The sequence below is a fragment of the Priestia sp. TGN 0903 genome (assembly GCF_050846855.1).
Taxonomy (GTDB): Bacteria; Bacillota; Bacilli; order Bacillales; family Bacillaceae_H; genus Priestia; species Priestia zanthoxyli.
In genome coordinates this window covers 1-17,595 of sequence record NZ_JBOZGL010000012.1, presented here as the reverse complement: position 1 = coordinate 17,595, position 17,595 = coordinate 1, and the positions used below count along the sequence as shown (strand labels likewise).

Here is a 17,595-nt window from a genome sequence, read left to right as displayed (position 1 = left end):
GTAATAGGGCGATGCCCTCCCACTCAATGTTCTTTATATATAAAATAAAGAAATAGTTGTTTTAGTCTCTAGTTTTGAGACATACTGACTTATGAAATATTAACATTAAACTTCATGAATTGCAAGGTCTTACAGATTATATTTTTTCAATTTGTGTAAAGTCTAGCTCTACTGGCGTTTGTCTTCCGAACATATCGACATGAACCTTAACTTTACGTTTATCTGTATCGATTTCTTCAATGGTACCTTCGAAGTTTGCAAACGGACCTTCTTGAACCAATACTGTTTCTTTTAGTTCAAAGTCAAAGTCAGCATGCTGCTCGTCCATGCCCATTTGTTTTAAGATCATTTCTACTTCTTCTGGTAGAAGAGCAGTTGGCTTTGATCCAGAACCTGCTGAACCTACAAAGCCCGTAACGCCAGGTGTATTACGAACTACATACCATGAATCATCTGTCATGATGATTTCAACTAACACGTACCCTGGGAATACTTTTTTCTTTGTAATCTTTTCTTTGTTGTTCTTAATTTCTCTTTCTTCTTCTTCAGGAACAACAACGCGGAAAATTTTATCTTGCATACCCATTGTTTCTACGCGCTTTTCTAAATTTGTTTTTACTTTATTTTCATATCCAGAATAAGTATGGACTACATACCAATTTTTCTCCATTTCTGAGGACTATACGTCCTTCCCTCCCAGCTCACTATAAAATAAGATGTCCTAATCTATTGCACAGACAACGCACTAGGAAAATAGTTGACTCCTAGCACAATCATTCTTAAAGCAAATTAAAAAACCCGTCTCCGGGCTTTTCTGAAAAAAACATAATTTAGCTTTATTATACCATGATTCAAGTCAATTTATTCAAGGGATTAAACGAATAAGTGACGAAATTCCGTAATCAACTACTACAAAAAAGAGTGTCATAAATACAACTGTAGAAATAACAGTAATTGTATAACGAGTTAGCTCATTTTTTTTAGGCCAACTTACCTTCTTCATCTCACGCCCAACATCACGCAAGAAATTTCCTACACGGTTCATGTTTGTAACCTCCAATAAATTAAAAGGGGTATTAGTCTGTGCAGATTATTGATCTACTTTGTTTCACGATGAATCGTATGTGCGTTACACGTTTTGCAAAACTTCTTCATTTCTAAACGCTCTTCGTTTTGCTGTGTGTTTTTCATAGTCGTATAGTTACGACTAGCGCATTGCACACACGCAAGTACAACTTTTTTACGCATAATGTCAACCACCTATAGAGTGATAATGTCTATAAAAAAGTATCACAGACTTTCTTAGCATGTCAATATGAGGATAGAAGGCTACATTGTGATTTCACGAATCTCGAGGTAGCGCTCTAATTTCCTCTTCACACGCTGAAGTGCATTATCGATGGATTTGACGTGGCGGTTTAACTCTTCTGAAATCTCTTGATAAGATTGACCATCTAAATAAAGAACGAGAACTTTTCGCTCAAGATCACTTAACAGTTCAGCCATCTTTAATTCAATATCATCAAACTTCTCTCGATTAATGAGCAGCTCTTCTGGATTTGCTACTTTTGTCCCCGAAATAACATCCATTAAGGTTCGGTCGGACTCTTCATCATATATTGGCTTGTCCAATGATACATAAGAGTTTAATGGAATATGTTTTTGCCTTGTTGCGGTTTTAATAGCGGTAATAATTTGCCTGGTAATGCAAAGTTCAGCAAAAGCTTTAAACGAAGTTAGCTTATCTTCTCTAAAATCTCTAATTGCCTTGTATAACCCTATCATACCTTCTTGTACAATATCTTCACGGTCTGCCCCAATTAAAAAATACGACCGCGCCTTTGCTCGCACAAAGTTTTTGTATTTATGAATCAAATACTCTAATGCGTCAATATCGCCTTTATGCACAAGATCGACAACTGTTTCATCCTCTTGTTGTTCGAAATGAGCATGCAGTTTTCTCCCATAAGTATCGCCCATATCGATCCCCCCGACCGCACAGTAGATAGAAATATTATACAGTAGCTAATTCCGTACCGTCAATAACCTCACCGCTGTCCCCGGCGCCATTTTTCGAAAATTTCGGCTACTTGATTGGAAAGTTGAATGCGTGCCGCTGGCTTTTGATTTTGAATAGACTTCACATCAAGATTAATATGTTTCTCAATTTGCTCAATTTCGTTGTACAATTCTCGAGCAGAAATTCTAAGCGCACCTTGTCCAAAGATTGCCCACTGCTCCGTAAAATCAGATGTAGCAACATGAATCTGTGTCTTTACATTGTTTAGCTCTTGAGCCAGCTTTTCAATGTACTCATCCGCTGTTTCATTTTCTCGTGTAAATACAACGTCAACCTTATGATTTTTTGCCTTCTTTTCAATTCCTTCGACCATATGAGCATCGAAGACAATAATGACACGATACCCCATATATGCTTGATACTCTGCCATCTTTTCAATTAACAGGTCTCGAGCACCCGCTAAATCATTATCTCTAAGCTTTCTTAGGTCGGGCCACGCACCTATCATGTTATAACCATCCACCAGTAGAATATCCATTTTTATTCACCTAGAGGATGGCGTTTTCGGTAAACCTCATACATGAGAAGACTAGCTGCTACAGATGCATTTAACGATGTAACATGCCCAACCATTGGAAGCTGTACAAGAAAGTCGCATTTTTCACGAATCAAACGACTCATGCCTTTTCCTTCACTTCCAATCACTAACGTAAGCGGCATACCTCCATCTAAGTTGCGGTAATCGTCACTTTCTTTCGCATCCGTTCCAACAATCCATACGCCTCGATCTTTTAATTCATCAATCGTCCTTGATAGGTTTGTTACCCTTGCTACAGGAATATGTTCAATCGCTCCTGTAGACGCCTTTGCTACAGTGGCCGTTAATCCAACTGAACGGCGCTTTGGAATAATGATACCGTGTGCGCCAACGGCATCGGCTGTTCGCATAATAGAACCTAAATTATGGGGATCTTCGAGCTCATCTAACAGAAGGAAAAACGGACTTTCATTACGTTTTTCCGCTAAGTTAAATAAATCATCTAACTCTGCATACTGATAAGCAGCAACTTGTGCAGCTACTCCTTGATGAATACCGTCTACCATTTGCTCAATTTTCTTTTTCGGTACAAACTGCACCAATACACCATTACGTTTTGCTAACTGCGTGATTTGCCCCATAGAACCGCCTTGCGATCCTTCGGCAATCCATAGCTTGTTAATGTCACGCCCAGACTTTAGGGCTTCTAGGACCGGATTACGTCCAATGATAAATTCATGTTCCATGATTCATTCCTCCCTCTCCTTCATCGACGAAAGAGATAGCTTTAGTAATAAGTTCCATCATTCTTTCTTCTTCACCTAAAAGATACAAATAGCCTACGACCGCTTCAAATGCTGTACTGTAGCGATACGTTTGCACATCTGTGTTTTTAGGGACTGTACCAGACTTTGCATTGCGTCCTCGGCGCAGTACACCTTCTTCTTCTTCAGTAAAAAAGTTTTCATTTTTAAAATAATATACGATTTGTGCTTGTGCTTTTGCTGATACATATTTTTTAGCTTTATTATGAAGCTGGTTAGGGCGCACTGTCCCTAACACCAGCAGGTGGCGGCGAACATGTAAATCAAACACCGCATCACCCATATAAGCAAGAGCTAAGCTATTTAGCTGTTTTACATCTAATTTACTGCTGCTCATAACACTATTATCCTCTTTTCCATCTTGTTCCTTGCGCCGTATCTTCTAAAATAATATTTTTAGCCTTTAATTCATCTCGAATTTGATCTGCTAATTGGAAATTACGATCTTTACGAGCTTGAATACGATCTTGGATCAATTGATCAATTTCTTCGTCTAAAAGTTCAGCTTCTCCAAATGCAATGCCTATTGCAGCACCTAGTTCTTTAAACTCTTTAATAAAGGCTTCAATTACATCTGTAGACGTTGTTTGTTCTAATAAATACAAGTTAGCTTGCTTTGCTAGCTCGAACAGAACAGAAATGGCATTTGCCGTATTAAAATCATCATCCATCTCTTCAACAAAGGTCTCGCGAAGCTCTTTTAGCTTTTCAAACCATTCTGAAGCATCTTCTTGAAGATTTGTTGCTGCCTCTAGACGGTGAGTTAAGTTGCCGTAAGCTGTTTGCAGACGCTCAAACCCTTTGCGCGTATTCTCTAAAATTTCTTCGTTATAGTTAATTGGGTGACGATAGTGAACAGATAAAATAAAGAATCGAAGTAGGGAAGGATCATGCTTTTTAATAATGTCATGAACTAACACGAAGTTCCCTAGTGATTTAGACATCTTTTCATTATCAATATTGATATATCCGTTATGAAGCCAGTATTTCGCAAACGATTTCCCAGTGAGCGCTTCTGATTGAGCAATTTCATTTTCGTGATGAGGGAAAGCTAAATCCTGACCTCCCGCGTGGATATCAATTGTATCACCTAAATACTTGCGCGCCATCGCCGAGCATTCAATATGCCAGCCTGGTCTTCCTTGACCCCAAGGACTATCCCATGCAATCTCTCCATCTTTGGTTGCTTTCCAAAGAGTAAAGTCTAATGGATCTTCTTTCTTTTCTCCAACTTCGATACGAGCACCGGATTGCAATTCATCAATGGACTGATGTGATAATTTTCCGTATCCTTCAAATTTACGCGTACGATAGTATACGTCGCCCTCTGACTCATACGCATAGCCTTTTTTCACCAGTTCATCAATGAATTCAATAATGATATCCATATTTTCAGTTACGCGTGGATGCACATCGGCATGCTTGCATCCAAGAGCTGACGTATCTTCAAAGTAGGCATCGATAAAGCGGTTTGCGATCGTTGGAACATCTTCTCCTAACTCTTTTGCTGCCTTAATTAATTTATCATCCACATCTGTGAAGTTTGAGACATACTCCACGTCGTAGCCTCTAAATTCTAAATAGCGGCGCACCGTATCAAATACGATCGCAGGACGTGCATTTCCAATATGAATATAGTTATACACGGTCGGTCCGCACACGTACATTTTGACTTTGTTTTCTTCTAGCGGTACAAACGTCTCTTTTTGACGTGTTAACGTGTTATATAGCTTAATTGCCATGGTGAATCTTCCCTTCTTTTAATTCCTTTAATTGATTTTGCAGGTGTAAAATTTCTTTCTCTAGCTGTTTGAAACGCTCTGCATCTGGATCTGGCAAATCTTGATGATTCAAATCTTTTGGAATCCGGACGCCATTTTGAATGACGACTCGGCCAGGGATACCAACAACCGTTGAGTTTTCTGGGACGTCATTTAACACAACTGAGCCTGCTCCAATTTTGGAGTGCGCATGAATCGTAATCGACCCTAGCACTTTAGCACCTGTTGCAATTAAGACATTGTCTTCAATCGTCGGGTGACGCTTTCCTTTTTCTTTCCCTGTTCCTCCGAGTGTTACTCCTTGATATACTGTTACATTATCTCCAATTTCGCACGTTTCCCCAATAACAATTCCCATTCCGTGGTCAATAAAAAAGCGGCGGCCAATTTTCGCACCCGGATGAATTTCAATCCCTGTGAAGAATCGGCTAATTTGTGAGATTACACGTGCCAGAAAAAACCACTTTCTTTTAAAAAGCCCGTGAGCGAATCTATGTGCCCAAATAGCATGCAACCCTGAATAGGTTAATATCACTTCAATATAACTTCTTGCTGCAGGATCTTGTTCAAATATGGCCTCAATGTCTTCCTTTAACAACTTTAGCATCATCTCACCCCAATTCCGCTATTCCTTTATCTACTCATTGATTGTATAAAAAAACGCCCCTATGTCAAATGACACAGAGACGTATATACGCGGTTCCACTCTGTTTGGATCAACAAACAATCCCAACTCTTCTCTCATAACGTGAAAGTAACCGCTTTTGCCTACTTACTTAGTAGCATTCAACAAAAGACTCAAAGGCGCACTTCAACAAGTTTTGTCATAGGTTACTTTCAGCCGGTGATAACCCTCTCTGATATGCAATGAACTTGCCTACTCTTCCTTCTCAACGATATCCATATTTGATTATTTTATCATATGGGCAAAATAGAAATTTGTTAACTATAAATGCTTTCTAGACGAGCTAAAACTGTTTCTTTCCCTAAAAGAGAAATAGCTTTTGGAAGCTCGGGACCGTGTGTTTCGCCTGTTGTTGCTACACGAATTGGCATAAATAGTTTTTTACCTTTTTGACCTGTTGCTTTTTGTACAGCCTTTGTTGCTGCCTTAATTTCATCAGCGCTGAATTCTTCTAAGGAAGAAATCTCTTCAGCAAATGCTTTTAACACTTCCGGTACTTGTTCTTCAGCAAGTACTGCTTTTGCTTCTTCACTGTAATCAATTTCTTTCTTAAAGAACATTTCAGTAAGTTCAACAATCTCAGCGCCAAAGCTCATTTGTTCTTGGTATAGAGCGACTAAGTCACGTACCCATTGTTCTGTTTCTGCATCGCGCGTTTCTTCAACTTTTCCAGCTTTCACTAAGTGAGGAACTGATAAAGCTACTACCTCGTCTAAATCCAATTGTTTCATGTATTGGTTGTTCATCCAACGTAATTTGCTTGTATCAAATAGTGCTGGAGATTTTGATAAACGAGCTGGGTCAAAAATTTCAATAAACTGTTCTTTAGAGAAAATTTCTTCTTCTCCCACAGGTGACCAGCCAAGCATTGTAATAAAATTAAATAGTGCTTCTGGCAAGTAGCCTAATTCTTTATATTGCTCGATAAACTGAATGATTGACTCATCACGTTTACTTAGCTTGCGACGATTTTCATTTACGATTAACGTCATATGACCAAATACAGGAGGCGTCCAGCCTAAAGCTTCATACACAAGAATTTGCTTCGGTGTATTGGAAATATGGTCATCTCCGCGTAGAACATGTGTCATCTTCATTAGATAATCATCAATGGCTACAGCGTAGTTATATGTTGGTGTACCGTCTTTTTTCACAATAACGAAATCACCAATGCCTTCAGACTCAAACGATACTTCATCTTTGACAATATCATTCCACTTAATTTCTGTGTTACTAGGAACACGGAAGCGAATGCTCGGCTCACGGCCTTCTGCTTCTAGTTCAGCACGCTGTTCAGCTGTTAAGTTACGGCACTTACCTGAATAGCGCGGCATTTGACTGTTCGCCTGCTGTTCTTCACGCTCTTTTTCAAGCTCTTCTGACGTACAGTAACAGTGATAAGCTAACCCTTTTTCAAGAAGTTCTTCCGTATATTTTTGATAGATTTCCGTACGTTCAGACTGGCGGTAAGGACCGTACTCCCCGCCTACGTCGATACTTTCATCCCATTCAATACCTAACCATTTTAAATAGCGCAGCTGACTTTCTTCGCCGCCTTCGATATTACGCTTTTGATCTGTATCTTCAATACGGATAATAAATTTACCGTTTTGATTTCGTGCAAATAAATAATTAAATAGTGCTGTTCTTGCATTCCCTATATGAAGATGTCCAGTTGGACTCGGGGCATAACGAACTCTTACTTCGCTTGACATAACTAAGATGACCTCCAATTTAATATTACTTATAGTATGTATTTATATGTTTTAGACATGTTCTAATTTTATCACCAAATAGGTATCTGTCAAAGTCAACTGTTTTTATTTTTGATAAACTAAAACGGCTGCTTGGGCAGCGATTCCTTCTTCACGTCCCGTAAAACCTAACTTTTCTGTTGTTGTTGCCTTGACGTTAATTTGAGAAATGCTGGCTTCTAACAGCTGCGCAATACGCTCTCTCATTGGTTCAATGTAAGGAGCCATTTTAGGTTTTTGCGCGATAATCGTGCAATCTACATTGCTTAATTCATAACCTTCATCTTTTAGTAGTTTCCATACGTGTTGAAGAAGCTTTGCTGAATCAGCATCTTTAAATTCAGGGTCTGTATCCGGAAAATGCTTTCCGATATCTCCTTTAGCCGCCGCTCCTAATAAGGCATCTGCGATTGTATGTAACAGCACATCTGCATCTGAGTGGCCTAATAATCCTTTTTCATACGGAATTTCTAAACCGCCGATGATTAAAGGTCTTCCTTCTGCAAATTCATGTACGTCGAAACCTTGTCCTACTCGAATGTTCATTTTTCCACTCCTTCAGTCCTGTTTAGCTTTGTTAATATAGCTTCTGCATATAACAAATCTTCTGGTGTTGTTAGTTTTATATTATCGTAATTTCCCTCTACAATCGATACTTTTTGTCCCGCTTTTTCTACTAAGCTTGCATCATCGGTGCCTAAGTATTCATTTGTTTTTGCTTTTTCGTGTGCATCCATTACTACATCAAAAAGAAAAGCCTGCGGCGTTTGAATAGCCCACAAGCTAGAGCGCTCAACTGTTTCAATGACAGTCCCCTGTTCCACACGCTTAATTGTGTCTTTTACTGGAACAGCCAGTACAGCAGCCTTATCACTAGCAGCTTTTTCTACTAACTCATGGATTGTGTTTTGTTGAACAAATGGTCGAGCGCCATCATGAATTAATACCATTTGAGCCTGCTTTAGACTTTTAAGGCCGTTATAAACGCTATGTTGACGTTCATCGCCTCCAACTGTCAATGATTGAACCTTTTGAATTGGATATTCAGTTAATAACTCTTCAAAAATCGCCACTTCTTTTTCGTTTACAACTAGTACAATTCCACTGCACCAAGGATCTTGTTCGAATTTTTGCAGCGTATGAATGATAAGCGGAACGTTTTGAATAGTTAAAAATTGTTTGTTCCGCCCCGCTTTCATTCGCTTCCCCTGCCCTGCAGCTAAAACGATAATTTCATACTTCATAGGTATACTCCCTTTACCTGTTACGTCACAGTGCTTTTTCTAATAACTTGGGTTTCGCAAAAATCATACGGCCTGCTGAGGTTTGGAGTACGCTCGTCACCAGTACATCAATTTGCTTTCCAATGTAATTTCTTCCTTCTTCTACCACGATCATTGTACCGTCATCAAGATAGGCAATACCTTGATTATGCTCTTTACCATCTTTTATAACCAACACATTCATTTCTTCTCCCGGAAGCACAATTGGCTTAACGGCATTTGCTAAGTCATTAATATTTAAGACGCCGACATTTTGAAGTTCACATACTTTATTTAAATTAAAGTCGTTTGTAACGACCAACCCAGAAGTCAGCTTTGCCAATTTGACCAGCTTACTGTCCACTTCTTGAATGTCTTCGAAATCGCCTTCATAAATTTCTACCTTCATTGCCAGTTCCTTTTGAATACGGTTTAGAATATCTAGACCTCGTCTACCTCTGTTTCGTTTTAGAACATCCGACGAATCAGCAATATGCTGAAGTTCCTCAAGCACAAAGCGCGGAATAACAATCGTTCCGTCTAAAAATCCTGTTTGACAAATATCTGCGATACGACCGTCAATAATAACGCTTGTATCTAAAATTTTAAGAGACTTTAGTGATTCTTCATTATCTGCTTCTTCTTCTTGCCCTTTTTTCTTCCCAATTCGAGATGGCATGGAAAACACGTTCACAAGCTCATCACGTTTTTTAAACCCGACTTGAAACCCTAAGTAACCTAAAAGAATACTTAGAAAGATTGGTAAAATGGTACTTACTACTTGAAGTTGAATTCTGCCTAAAAAAGCTCCGACCAAGTAGGCTACAATAAGCCCTAAAATCAATCCTAAGCTACCAAAAAGTACATCCGTTACAGGCGCCTTCAGCAACGCCTCTTCCACTCGGCGAATTAATTCAACTATATAATCAACAATCCAAAACGTGACAAGGAAGAACAAAATAGCTCCCAGTATTGCATCGACGTAAGGTTTTTCTAGAAATGCTACATCTTGCAGATTTAATAATTGAATAAGTTCAGGTATAAAAAAGACGCCCAATGTACCACCTGTAATAATAAAAAATAACTGTACAAAACGTTTTAACACGCCTTCACCTCCCTTTATCATTATAAACAGTTTACAATGATTGAAACCTGTTATTTAACCAAAAAACAGAATTTGTAAACAAACTGTCACTTTTTTTGTATTTTCACAATATCTTAATGAATCAAACATTTAATGTCAATTAATATCCTATAGCTGACGGTTTGTAAGATGCTGCTCTTTTAGTCTTTTTAGGCCTTCTCTAATTTTCCGTGCTCGAATTTCACCGATGCCTTCTACCTCATCCAATTCTTCTACCGACGCATCTGCTATCGTTTTTAAATCCCCTAATTCATCAATGAGATTTTCAATAATAATCGATGGAAGTCTTGGAATTTTATGAAGCATTCGATACCCTCTAGGAATAACGCTGTCTTCAAAGCTTGTATACATAGGATATCCCATTAAGCGAAGGAGCGTTTGGTCATCGAGAAGAACATTATTTGACGGCTGCTGCATGCGTTCAATCACTCGGTAAGGGTCAAAGCTGAGGTCATACATATAATCTTTGATTAATAAAGTTGCTTCTTCCTCTAAGTGAGAAAGCAGTTCATTCATTTGGAGACGAATTAGCCTTCCTTCTGTTCCTAACTCGCTAATATAGCTCAAAATTTCATTTTTAATACGCAAAACCATTTCTGTACGATGAAGCGACTGCAGCACATCTGTGTGAGTTACTTGCTCTTCAAACTCTAATGCACTGAGACTTGTAATCGATTCATCTAATACCGCCTTGTACTTTTCAAGGGTTCCAAGCGCTTGATTCGCTTTTGCTAAAATAACGCTAATGTCTTTCAATACATACTGCAGAGACCCTTTGTAAAGCGTAATCACATTCCGTCTTTGTGAAATGGCTATCACCAATACACCTGACTGCTTAGCTACGCGCTCCGCTGTACGGTGACGCATTCCTGTCTGTGAAGAAGGGGTAGAGGGATCTGGCATGAGCTGAGCATTAGCAAACAATATCTTGCTTCCGCTGTCGTTTAAAATAAGCGCTCCATCCATTTTGGCTAACTCGTATAAATGCGCAGGTGTAAATGCACAATTAATCGAAAATCCTCCATCTACCATCTTTTTGACTTGTTCATTGTAGCCCATAACAATTAAGCCGCCCGTCTTTGCCCGCAAGACGTTATCGATACCGTCACGAATAGGGGTTCCTGGTGCTACAAACTGCAGAATTTCTGATATTTGTTTTTGACTAACTGTTGTTTTTTCTCCTTCCACTGCTTATCCTCCTAATGTATATTGCAGAGCCTCCGCTACTGTTGATACCCCAATCACATCAATACCATCTGGGACTTTCCATCCTCCTAAATTTTTCTCCGGAATAATAATTCGTTGGAACCCTAATTTTACCGCTTCTTGAACGCGCTGTTCAATTCTAGACACTCGGCGTACTTCGCCTGTTAATCCTACCTCTCCTACAATAACATCTGTAGCGCTAGAAGCAGCATCTCTGAAGCTTGAAGCAATGCTAACGGCTACAGCTAAATCGATTGCTGGTTCATCTAATTTCACTCCACCTGCTACTTTTAAATAAGCATCTTGATTCTGCAGCAGCATTCCTACACGCTTTTCTAAGACAGCCATGATAAGCGAAACGCGATTATGATCTACTCCTGTCGCCATTCTTCTAGGGTTTCCAAAGCTCGTTGGACTGATTAGCGCCTGCAGCTCTACTAATACGGGTCTTGTCCCTTCCATTGAAGCGACAACAACCGAACCTGCTGCTCCCTGAGACCGTTCTTCTAGAAAGATTTCAGATGGATTCAATACTTCTTCTAGCCCACTTTCTTTCATTTCAAAAATGCCCATTTCATTTGTAGATCCAAATCGGTTCTTAACCGCTCTTAATATACGATACGTATGATGGCGCTCTCCTTCAAAATAAAGAACCGTATCTACCATATGTTCAAGAAGTCTTGGACCCGCAATGGCCCCTTCTTTCGTTACATGACCCACAATAAAGATGGCAATGCCATTCGTTTTAGCAACACGCATTAGTTCAGCCGTACACTCTCGCACCTGTGAGACGCTTCCTGGCGCTGATGTCACATCAGCATGGTAAATGGTTTGAATTGAATCAATCACCACAAAATCAGGCTGCATGCTTGAGATGGCCTCTAGTATTAATTCTAAGTTTGTTTCTGCGTGAACATAAAGCTCTTCAGCTTTTACACCTAGCCTGTCCGCTCTTAACTTCGTTTGTTTGGTTGATTCCTCTCCCGAAATATATAGTACTTTATTTTGTTTCATTGCTAACTGCGCGGAGGTTTGCAAAAGTAAAGTAGACTTTCCGATACCCGGATCTCCCCCTATTAAAACGAGTGACCCTCTGACAATACCGCCTCCTAATACACGGTTTAACTCTGCAGAAGGTGTAAAAATCCGTGGTTCTGTTGTAGATTCAATCGCTGTAATTGACTGAGGTTTTTGAACTTTAGAAGCAGTAGCTCCGGAAAAAGCTCCTCGGCGTGATGATTTCGTTTCTTCCATTTCTTCCACCATCGAATTCCAGCTTCCGCATCCAGGACATTTCCCCATCCATTTTGCGGATTCATATCCGCAATGCTGACATGCAAATTTTGTTTTTCGTTTCGCCATTATGTTATCAATCTCTCCGTTCATTCAATCGATTTCTATCTCTATTGTACACTATTTCCTAAGCTAAAATAAAAAGGGAGGCATACGTGTTTTTTCGTATGCCTCGTCTTGGTTTGAGTAAATTTAGCTGATGCTGCTTGGAGCGGAGGATTTAACAACAAATTCTCCTTTGTCTACATCTAGCGTCACTTTCTGACCTTTTTGAACAACCCCTTTTAGCAGCTCTTCAGATAAACGGTCTTCAATATGTTTTTGAATTGCTCTACGAAGTGGACGAGCGCCGTATTCTGGGTCAAAACCTTCCTCTGCAATCTTATCAATTGCTTCTTTTGTTAATTCAAGATCAATTTCTTGCTCTTTTAAGCGTTTTGTTAACTGGTCCGCCATTAATTTAACGATTTCAGCTAAGTGAGGTTTCTCCAATGAATGGAAGACGATAATTTCATCGATACGGTTTAGGAACTCCGGACGGAATGCGCGCTTCATTTCCGCCATTACTTTTCCTTTCATATCTTTGTAGTCTTGGCCTTCTGCTTCTACTGTGAACCCTAAGTGCTTGCTTCGTTTTAATGTGTCCGCACCTACGTTTGATGTCATAATTAAAATCGTATTACGGAAATCGACTGTACGGCCTTTTGAATCTGTTAAGCGTCCATCTTCTAACACTTGTAATAAAATGTTAAATACATCCGGATGTGCTTTTTCAATTTCGTCTAAAAGAACAACTGAGTAAGGTTTTCTTCTTACTTTTTCCGTTAACTGGCCGCCTTCTTCGTATCCAACATATCCTGGAGGTGAACCTACTAAGCGTGAAGTAGAATGTTTCTCCATGTACTCAGACATATCGATACGAATCATTGCGTCTTCGTCGCCAAAGATTGACTCCGCTAATGCGCGTGCAAGCTCTGTTTTACCAACCCCTGTTGGTCCTAAGAAAATGAATGAACCAATTGGGCGTTTTGGATCTTTCAAGCCTGCTCTAGCACGGCGCACAGCTTTTGCAACTGCTTTTACCGCTTCTTCTTGCCCAATTACACGAGAGTGAAGAATCTCTTCCATGTTTAGCAGTCTTTCTGTCTCTTCCTGTGCCAGTTTAGAGACCGGTACACCCGTCCAGCTAGATACCACCATCGCAATATCTTCTACGGTTACAGCTGAGTTTTCTTTACCTTGCTGCTCTTTCCAAATTTTCTTTGTGTCTTCTAATTCTTCGCGTAGGCGTTGTTCTGTATCGCGTAAAGATGCTGCTTTTTCAAATTCTTGACTTTGAACAGACGCATCTTTTTCATTGCGTACTGATTCTAATTTTTGCTCTAATTCCTTTAAATTTGGTGGCGTTGTAAATGAACGTAAACGCACTTTTGAACCAGCTTCATCAATTAAATCGATTGCTTTATCCGGTAAGAAACGATCTGAAATATAGCGATCTGATAGTTTCACCGCTTGCTCGATTGCCTCATCAGAAATAGATACTCGGTGATGCGCTTCATAACGGTCACGAAGCCCTTTTAAGATTTGAATAGACTCTTCCAACGTTGGTTCATCCACTTGAATTGGCTGGAAGCGACGCTCTAACGCTGCATCTTTTTCAATATATTTTCTGTATTCATCTAAAGTCGTAGCACCGATACACTGAAGTTCTCCACGAGCAAGAGACGGTTTTAAAATATTAGAAGCATCGATAGCACCTTCTGCACCACCAGCGCCAATTAATGTGTGTAACTCATCGATAAAGAGAATGATATTACCTGCTTGACGAATTTCATCCATTACTTTCTTCAGGCGATCTTCAAATTCTCCGCGATATTTTGTACCAGCCACGACCGTTCCCATATCCAAAGTCATAACGCGTTTGTCACGTAAAATTTCTGGAACTTCATTGTTGACGATTTGCTGAGCCAAACCTTCAGCGATTGCCGTTTTACCGACACCTGGCTCCCCAATTAATACAGGATTGTTTTTTGTACGTCGGCTTAACACTTCAATAACACGCTGAATTTCTTTCCCACGTCCGATAACAGGGTCTAAGCTTCCTTCGCGCGCTACAACTGTTAAATCGCGTGCTAAGCTGTCTAGCGTAGGTGTATTGGCATTTGAAGAACCTCCGCCTTGATGGCTTGAAGCAGCTTCATTGCTACCTAATAAATGAAGTACTTGCTGACGAGCTTTATTTAGGCTGACACCTAGATTATTTAAAACGCGTGCTGCAACGCCTTCACCTTCACGAATTAAGCCTAGTAAGATATGTTCTGTTCCTACGTAAGAATGACCAAGCTTTCGGGCTTCATCCATTGAAAGTTCAATGACTTTTTTCGCTCGAGGTGTATAATGAATGGTCTGCGTTAATTCTTGGCCTCTGCCAATTAATGCTTCCACTTCTTTTTGAATTTTTTCAGTGCTTAGGCCTAGAGCAGAAAGAGCTTTTGCTGCAATTCCTTCACCTTCACGAACGATACCTAATAAAATGTGCTCCGTTCCAATGTTGTTGTGACCTAGGCGTAGTGCTTCTTCCTGTGCTAAAGCTAATACTTTTTGTGCGCGCTCTGTAAATCTACCAAACATCATATAATCGTCACCCTCCACGTTTAATTTGTGTTTTTATTTATAGTGAGACGTTCTCGAATTAAGGTGGCTCTTTTAATGTCACGTTCCTGAGGCTTTAGGGGCCCTCCCGAATACTTTTGTAAAAAGCCTGGCTGCGTCATAATGATAAGTTCATTCAATATATTTTGACTCAGTCCTTTTATATACCCTAAATCGATTCCTAATCGAACATCTGATAAACATTGTGAAGCTTCTTTTGACTCAATAATACGGCTATTGGCCAATACTCCATATGAACGATACACTCGATCTTCTAACTCTACATGAGATGTTTTAAACAGTGCGTCTCTTGCAGAGTGCTCTTGTGTAATTAACTGCTGTACGACACTATTTAAATCTGCCACAATATCTTCTTCAGATTTCCCTAAGGTTATCTGATTAGAAATTTGAAAGATATTCCCTAAAGCTTCGCTACCTTCTCCATAAATTCCTCTCACCACTAAGCCAAGCTGGTTAATAGCGGGAATAATACGATGAATTTGACGGGTCATCACTAAAGCCGGCAGATGCATCATCACAGATGCACGTAGCCCAGTACCCACATTTGTGGGACAGCTGGTTAAATACCCTCTATTTTCATCAAACGCATAATCTACGTATTTCTCAATCCAATTATCTACTTTATTCGCTGTGCTTAAAGCTTCAGATAATTGAAGGCCTGGAAATAAACATTGTATGCGTAAATGATCTTCTTCATTAACCATAATACTCAAATCTTCTTTTTCTGATAAAAAACAAGCTCCGTTGTTGTCTCCTTCAGCCAAGTTAGGACTGATAAGATGTTTTTCAACCAACACTTGCTTTTGAAGAGGCTGTAATTCGTTCATCTTTAGTAAATGCAAATTCCACTGATTGGTGTTCTCGCTTTTTTGAAAAACTTGCTCAAATACTCGAACCACTTCAACTGCTTGTTCTTTAGAAAAGAGAGTTGGAAAAAGATAATGAGTTAAATTTCGAGCCAGCCTGATTCGACTGCTTAGCACAATATCTGAATTCGAAGCTTCTTGACGCATCCAAGAGCTAACAGGCTGGGAAAAGAACAAATCCTGGGACATGAATTACGCTTCCTCCTCTCTCGATTCGTTCATCTTCTTTTCTAGTAATCGAATGTGATCTCGGAGTTCGGCTGCTTTCTCAAACTCCTCTTTTTCGATATACTCTTTTAAGTTCAATCTTAATGCCTGTAATTCCTTTTTTAAATGAAGATTACTTGCAATTCTTGCTGGTATTTTTCCATGATGTAGATAATTACCTCCATGCAGCCTCTTCAAGAAAGGAATAAGAGGTCGCTCAAATGTTTTGTAGCAATCTGCACATCCAAACCTGCCGATTTTAGCAAATTTTTGATATGTCATGCCACAAGTAGGACAAGAAAGAACGTCCTGACTTTGTTTCTTATAATTTTCAGTTACTGCTGGGTCTAGGTTAAGTAGGCCAGCTAGTAAGTTATTGATTGAAAAACCTTGCTGATTTGAAAAAGAAAATGCATCTCCATTTTCTGAAGCGCATTGTTCACATACGTGCATCTCCGTCTTTTCACCATTAATAATTTTTGTGAAGTGAAGAGTTGCAGGTCTCGTTTCACATTGCTGACAAATCATCCTGTCATCACTCCCTGTTCTAAATAAAATAGATCATGAGCTTATCGGTAGCGTAATGAATTAAGCATTGCTTTTAAAAGATTGGCTCTTAGCTCATCACGATAAGGAAGTTCAATATTAATAACTGAACGATTGATAACGCTCAACATGATTTTTGCTTCTCGTTCTGTGATGACTTTTTCTTCAACTAACCTAATAATGACATTTTCAGCACTTACTTGTGAAATTTCATTTTGAATCATCTCAATCACTTGCTGAAACAAATCCGCTGCATCATGCATTTTTACTTTTGCAATACGAATAAATCCGCCGCCGCCTCGCTTACTTTCTACAAGATAACCTCTCTCAACCGTAAAGCGGGTATTGATAACGTAATTAATTTGCGACGGAACGCATTGAAATTTATCAGCAATCTCACTGCGCCTTATTTCAACAATTTCTCTTTCACTTAATTCAAGTACTTGTTTTAAATACTGTTCGATAATGTCAGAGATATTTGGCACGCTGCCCCCTCCTTCTGACTTTGACTATATTTGACCTTAATTTAAATATAAAAGGAAACGAAAAAATTTTCAACTATGTACTATTAAAGTTTATTCTTTACTTTTATCGTTGCCACTAAAATTTATTTCAAAACCTGCAAATCGCGAATTTTATTGTTCTTACTATACTTTTTCATAAAACAAATAAATTGTAAACAAAAAAGGACTAGCTAAAATAGCTAGTCCTTTTTCAGGTGCCTGGCAACGTCCTACTCTCACAGGGACAAAGTCCCAACTACCATTGGCGCTAAAGAGCTTAACTTCCGTGTTCG

At 39.3% G+C, this 17,595-nt stretch carries 19 protein-coding genes, 1 rRNA gene and 1 other annotated feature; all 20 genes read right to left on the bottom strand.

Annotated elements, in window-relative coordinates:
- Window positions 1-136: 136 nt before the first annotated feature.
- Entirely contained in the window at window positions 137-670 is a 534-nt protein-coding gene (gene nusG / locus ACRPLY_RS24555) for a transcription termination/antitermination protein NusG (RefSeq protein WP_014462032.1), read from the bottom strand.
- Window positions 671-865: 195 nt separating this feature from the next.
- Window positions 866-1,045, bottom strand: a complete 180-nt coding sequence (secE, locus tag ACRPLY_RS24550) for a preprotein translocase subunit SecE (RefSeq protein WP_013054912.1) — start codon at window positions 1,043-1,045, stop codon at window positions 866-868.
- 53 nt (window positions 1,046-1,098) lie between these two features.
- A complete protein-coding gene (gene rpmG / locus ACRPLY_RS24545) occupies window positions 1,099-1,248 on the bottom strand; it encodes a 50S ribosomal protein L33 (protein WP_013081365.1) in 150 nt (49 codons plus the stop codon).
- 81 nt (window positions 1,249-1,329) lie between these two features.
- The gene (gene sigH / locus ACRPLY_RS24540; RefSeq protein WP_028412660.1) at window positions 1,330-1,980 is read right to left on the bottom strand and encodes an RNA polymerase sporulation sigma factor SigH; all 651 of its coding nucleotides are present in this window, start codon (window positions 1,978-1,980) and stop codon (window positions 1,330-1,332) included.
- A 68-nt stretch (window positions 1,981-2,048) separates the two neighbouring features.
- A complete protein-coding gene (locus tag ACRPLY_RS24535) occupies window positions 2,049-2,558 on the bottom strand; it encodes an NYN domain-containing protein (protein ID WP_013081364.1) in 510 nt (169 codons plus the stop codon).
- Window positions 2,559-2,560: 2 nt separating this feature from the next.
- Window positions 2,561-3,304 (bottom strand): 23S rRNA (guanosine(2251)-2'-O)-methyltransferase RlmB, encoded by a 744-nt coding sequence (gene rlmB / locus ACRPLY_RS24530; protein WP_014462034.1) that lies wholly within the window; start codon window positions 3,302-3,304, stop codon window positions 2,561-2,563.
- Entirely contained in the window at window positions 3,294-3,719 is a 426-nt protein-coding gene (locus tag ACRPLY_RS24525; protein WP_013054907.1) for a Mini-ribonuclease 3, read from the bottom strand. Before ACRPLY_RS24525 ends, rlmB begins: the two co-directional genes overlap by 11 nt.
- A gap of 7 nt (window positions 3,720-3,726) precedes the next feature.
- The gene (gene cysS / locus ACRPLY_RS24520; RefSeq protein WP_033580789.1) at window positions 3,727-5,124 is read right to left on the bottom strand and encodes a cysteine--tRNA ligase; all 1,398 of its coding nucleotides are present in this window, start codon (window positions 5,122-5,124) and stop codon (window positions 3,727-3,729) included.
- Window positions 5,114-5,770 (bottom strand): serine O-acetyltransferase, encoded by a 657-nt coding sequence (gene cysE, locus ACRPLY_RS24515; protein WP_025753192.1) that lies wholly within the window; start codon window positions 5,768-5,770, stop codon window positions 5,114-5,116. Before cysE ends, cysS begins: the two co-directional genes overlap by 11 nt.
- Before the next feature lie 72 nt (window positions 5,771-5,842).
- Window positions 5,843-6,066 (bottom strand) — a binding site (T-box leader).
- Window positions 6,067-6,105: 39 nt separating this feature from the next.
- Window positions 6,106-7,563, bottom strand: coding sequence for a glutamate--tRNA ligase (gene gltX / locus ACRPLY_RS24510; RefSeq protein ID WP_028412658.1), 1,458 nt, complete (start codon window positions 7,561-7,563; stop codon window positions 6,106-6,108).
- A gap of 105 nt (window positions 7,564-7,668) precedes the next feature.
- The gene (gene ispF / locus ACRPLY_RS24505) at window positions 7,669-8,148 is read right to left on the bottom strand and encodes a 2-C-methyl-D-erythritol 2,4-cyclodiphosphate synthase (protein WP_013054903.1); all 480 of its coding nucleotides are present in this window, start codon (window positions 8,146-8,148) and stop codon (window positions 7,669-7,671) included.
- Window positions 8,145-8,846 (bottom strand): 2-C-methyl-D-erythritol 4-phosphate cytidylyltransferase, encoded by a 702-nt coding sequence (gene ispD, locus ACRPLY_RS24500; RefSeq protein WP_028412657.1) that lies wholly within the window; start codon window positions 8,844-8,846, stop codon window positions 8,145-8,147. Before ispD ends, ispF begins: the two co-directional genes overlap by 4 nt.
- A 25-nt stretch (window positions 8,847-8,871) precedes the next feature.
- Complete coding sequence (locus ACRPLY_RS24495) at window positions 8,872-9,969, bottom strand: PIN/TRAM domain-containing protein (protein ID WP_014462040.1); 1,098 nt, start codon at window positions 9,967-9,969, stop codon at window positions 8,872-8,874.
- 147 nt (window positions 9,970-10,116) lie between these two features.
- Window positions 10,117-11,196 (bottom strand): DNA integrity scanning diadenylate cyclase DisA, encoded by a 1,080-nt coding sequence (gene disA / locus ACRPLY_RS24490; protein ID WP_013054900.1) that lies wholly within the window; start codon window positions 11,194-11,196, stop codon window positions 10,117-10,119.
- A 3-nt stretch (window positions 11,197-11,199) separates the two neighbouring features.
- On the bottom strand, window positions 11,200-12,576 hold the full coding sequence (gene radA / locus ACRPLY_RS24485; RefSeq protein WP_013054899.1) for a DNA repair protein RadA: 1,377 nt from the start codon (window positions 12,574-12,576) through the stop codon (window positions 11,200-11,202).
- 123 nt (window positions 12,577-12,699) lie between these two features.
- Entirely contained in the window at window positions 12,700-15,141 is a 2,442-nt protein-coding gene (clpC, locus tag ACRPLY_RS24480) for an ATP-dependent protease ATP-binding subunit ClpC (protein WP_014462041.1), read from the bottom strand.
- A gap of 20 nt (window positions 15,142-15,161) precedes the next feature.
- A complete protein-coding gene (locus ACRPLY_RS24475; protein WP_013054897.1) occupies window positions 15,162-16,235 on the bottom strand; it encodes a protein arginine kinase in 1,074 nt (357 codons plus the stop codon).
- Between the two features lie 3 nt (window positions 16,236-16,238).
- The gene (locus ACRPLY_RS24470; RefSeq protein ID WP_028412656.1) at window positions 16,239-16,781 is read right to left on the bottom strand and encodes a UvrB/UvrC motif-containing protein; all 543 of its coding nucleotides are present in this window, start codon (window positions 16,779-16,781) and stop codon (window positions 16,239-16,241) included.
- A 41-nt stretch (window positions 16,782-16,822) separates the two neighbouring features.
- Window positions 16,823-17,284: a CtsR family transcriptional regulator gene (locus tag ACRPLY_RS24465; RefSeq protein WP_013054895.1), complete on the bottom strand. Its 462-nt coding sequence runs from the start codon at window positions 17,282-17,284 to the stop codon at window positions 16,823-16,825.
- A 235-nt stretch (window positions 17,285-17,519) separates the two neighbouring features.
- A 5S ribosomal RNA gene (rrf, locus tag ACRPLY_RS24460) occupies window positions 17,520-17,595 on the bottom strand; the annotation flags it as partial.